Source organism: Endozoicomonas sp. ONNA2 (assembly GCF_024606365.1).
GTDB lineage: Bacteria > Pseudomonadota > Gammaproteobacteria > Pseudomonadales > Endozoicomonadaceae > Endozoicomonas.
The window spans coordinates 1-3750 of the sequence record NZ_JAHHPO010000980.1 but is presented as its reverse complement, the minus strand read 5'-3'; the positions used below and the strand labels follow the sequence as shown (position 1 = coordinate 3750).

The window sequence follows — 3750 nt, the reverse complement described above, 5'->3', positions numbered from 1 at the left end:
ATTGGTCTAAAAATTCCTGCTTCTTCGTCAAATAGCCCCGCTATTCTCCTCAGAAATTTCTCGCAATCCTCGCTACGGTCGCTATTCTCGGACAGCCTCCCGGGGGAGTTGTAACGAAGCACGACTGTATGGATGCAGGAGCAGTTGCCAAGAGTGTCGGCACAAGAAGTCAGAAATATATGATTTCATATGGTTAGCTACTTATGATCCCAGCGTGTTTTTAATTTCTTTAAAACCTTTAATAACATACTCAAGCTGTTGTTTGGCAGACTTGCACCTATCACAAACCGTGTCGTCAACTTTCCATTCACTTTCTGATTTTTCCAACAGTATTTCATAAATAGTGTGCTTTGCTTCCCTGGCCTGGTTGTATGATGAACCTGTATTTACTTTTCTTTTAAGCATTTTAAAAAGTTGCGTTCTTGTTGCTAAAAGATCAGACATATCGGGCACTGGTTGCAGATCTTTCAGATACTGTTTTACATCATTCATTTCTTCAATGATAAAAGCTACCCTTTGCTGAAGGTGATACATTTGCAGGTCATTTTCCTCATGAACCAAGTCAAATACCCTATCCTGAGTCATTTGATGGGTGGCATCCCTGGCTCGATCAAGGGCAACCTCATACAGAGAGATGCTTGTGAATGCACGTTTGATCAGAGCTTGAATCTTCTCTGGATCAGATAATCTTGTAAGGAAATCGATGCTGCTTATACTGATCGGCTGATCTGGGTTCCTGTCATATAGCCATTTTGAATCATGCTTCCCTGCCTGAGCAGTAGCTTCCTTAAGGGCAGCGCTACAGAAGGTTTTCATTCTGTCGAACCTTTCGACAAAGAGTGTAGCTCGGTTAAATTTATCCGCACAATTGCATACGCTATAAGCAATATCACCATAAACCCAGACCGCTAGTACTAGCGAATGCTGTATTTCAGGAAATTCACAGTCAATTGTTTTTAGTTCGTCGGCATAGTTTTCACCGTACCCAATTTTTTTGCCAAACAGTTGCAGACGTTCACCCATGCCACTAATAAGTTTTGCATGGTCAGCTTCCAGTTGCTCTTTTTTCTCCAATGATTCATATTTTGCGTTGGTAATTTCCTGTTGAAGTTGATAGTTTCTCTTGTTTCTTGCGTCCTGTTTCTGTTTTGAATTTTCTCTTTTGTTCATATTTGCTCGTAATATGACATTATTGTTCTTTTTCTCAATTTCGCATTCATTTAAATAATCCTGGTGTGCTTTCTCGATTTCAATGCGCCGAATTTTACATGCTTCGTGCAGTGTCTTGATACAATCTCCCAAGTTTTGTGACTCAGTGCTAACGAGATTGGATTCCTGAATGATCTTTTGATGCAGTTTATTGAATATCGAACAGCAGCTGTTCAACTGTTCTAAAAATTGATCATTAGTGGAAAGATTATCCGGGAAATAACTTTTCAGTGTCGTTAGTAAATTCCTGGCAATTTCTGAAGTGACTCTGGCTAATCGAATGAAAAATGTTTTGTTGTTGCCAGTTTGTCCTTTTCGATATATTTCATGATCAGCCAGTGTTTTCAAGAGGCACATGGAGGTGTTCAAGAGCTCTGGGTATTGGAATGATTTTACCAGAATCATCAGGATCGTTTTTTCCAGTTGTTCTAAAGTATGAAGCCAGATTATTTTGATATCTTCAGGCACTTCTGCTTCTTGCTGTGACAGTAAACGCTGAAGGGGGCTACTTTGCAACAGGAAGCACAATGACTCAGTCATCAGTATGAATTCATCAGGAAATTCCGAAGAATAATTGGACAGTGTGTTAATGCTATCAAGCATGGAAAGCAATGATTCGGCGAGTCCATTTAAAGTTTCCTGTGTACCCTCGTCACCTAATTTAATCATTTTATAAATAAGATCAGAGGCAAATTGTATATGCCACTGAATACACTGTCTGGAAAAAGTTTCTGGAATATTAGCAGGAGTAATGTCATCCACCCGCCGGTGCAGCTTGATGCTCAGGGTTTTTGCTAATGAATGGATGGTTTGGGTAATGGTTAATAGTTGATTATCATTTTGTTCTTTTATGCCAGATGAATCATTTGGCATTAATAATTGATTGGGCAAGCGTGGACGACAGTAAATCGTTTCTGTCGGCCTGATGAATGGAGCTGTCAGAGTGAGAATATTTTGCCTGAAATAGGGGAAGTAATACAGGCTGGCAAGGTCTAGAACCCATTCGTCGTCTGCCTCCATTATTTCTAAAAATTTTTTTGCCTCTTTAGTGTTGATTATTCCTTTTGATTGTCTGGTTTCTTGAGTGGAAGAATTGTAAGATGCCAAATGAGCGGCCAGACTATTTTTTACTTTTTCTCTCTCAGTGAATTTATCCGGCTCTAATGAGGATGCAGCATTCATTAATTGAATGCTTCGAATAATCATGTTTTCATAGGTTGTTGGTCTGCCCAAAAGGACATCTGCCGATGGCATCGTTTTTAATGTATGTAAAGGTGTTATTTTTGCCGGGATTTTATTTTCCCTGAGCTTTTTTTGCATCATCTTTAACTGCTTTTTTAGCGCACTTTTTGTAGGCTTTATCCTGTTCCCTTTTTCATCAAAGACTTCATCGCAGGGAAGTTTCTGATGAAAATTGAAGCATTCGAGATAAAGCAGTTTGAGTGCATGCGGCGTCTTTCGCACGGTCCCGGGGTGCTTGAGTTGAAGGACTTGTTGAACTGAAAAAGACAGCACGGGACTATCCCCTTCATCCCCGGCCCCTTCATCCCCGGCCCCTTCATTCCGGGCCGCTTCATTCCAGGCTGATGCTGTTGTTAACCCAGCACATGGCAGTAATTGTTGCACAAATTCAGCTGCTTCCGGGGCTTGATAAACCCTTTTTGTTGTTATTATATTGATGGGGTGAAGTGAATTCGTTAATTGCGGTATCAGGCAGGCTGCGTCTTGCTGTGCAGAAGCCACTGGCGTAGCCCCAATGTGCTCAGAAAGTTGATAGAGTGTTCCATCGTAAGTATCTGGAACTATTGCCAATGGCAGTGTATTCAACAGATGATGTTGTTGCGGTAATGGCATTGCCGGTTGATTTACATAATATACGGCAGCAACCGGCTGACCGGTCATTGGGGGTGTAGTCAGAAACTGGGCCGGAACTGTTGAAACGGGAATGATGCTCCTTGAGGCAATGTTTGTATTTTGCAATGGGTATGGATTGCCGCTACCGGGCATCAATGTTCCACAATTTGTTGGAGCCGGGTTTTGTACATAGCCGCTTTTAGCATGAGGTGCAACAGGCAAGCCTGCAACTTCTATTTCTGGATGACGTACCTTTTGCATACTATTCGTAGAAGGCAATGACATTCTAAAAGCTCTCTCAATTAAATAAGAATTAATAAGTCTTGAATGGTTGAGTTGTATTATAGAAAGGATTTTTGTTTTAATGCATTCAGTTTTAGCGAAAGTTCGAGTTGCTGCTTTTTAATACCTGATTGCAATTTATTGTCAGACGGTCAAGCAAAGAGAACTTTGAAAGGGGAAAAGTAGCAGCAAATATCTGTGTCGGGAAGACAAAGGCCTTGTGCATTGCCAGAACCTGACAGCCAATATGTTCGACTGTCAGAAACTGTTGATCAGCAAGTTCAATCGGTCAGGATTCCAAGGAAATAGGGTTTCGCTTCATTAGCGGCTCTCGCAATGCCTGTGTTTTTATAGTAGGTTGAAAACCTCATTAATTTTGGCAGATCGATCGGATTGTTCGCAACA

1 protein-coding gene is annotated in these 3750 nt (G+C 41.1%); it reads right to left on the bottom strand.

Translation table 11 applies throughout. From position 1 onward, the window contains the following. Positions 1 to 201: 201 nt before the first annotated feature. Positions 202 to 3324: a hypothetical protein gene (locus KDK14_RS17310; protein ID WP_257266436.1), complete on the bottom strand. Its 3123-nt coding sequence runs from the start codon at positions 3322 to 3324 to the stop codon at positions 202 to 204. Positions 3325 to 3750: the final 426 nt, after the last annotated feature.

Coding starts and splice junctions, on each gene's coding strand:
- KDK14_RS17310 (WP_257266436.1), bottom strand. CDS start 3,324: ATGCAAAAGGTACGTCATCCAGAAATAGAAGTTGCAGGCTTGCCTGTT.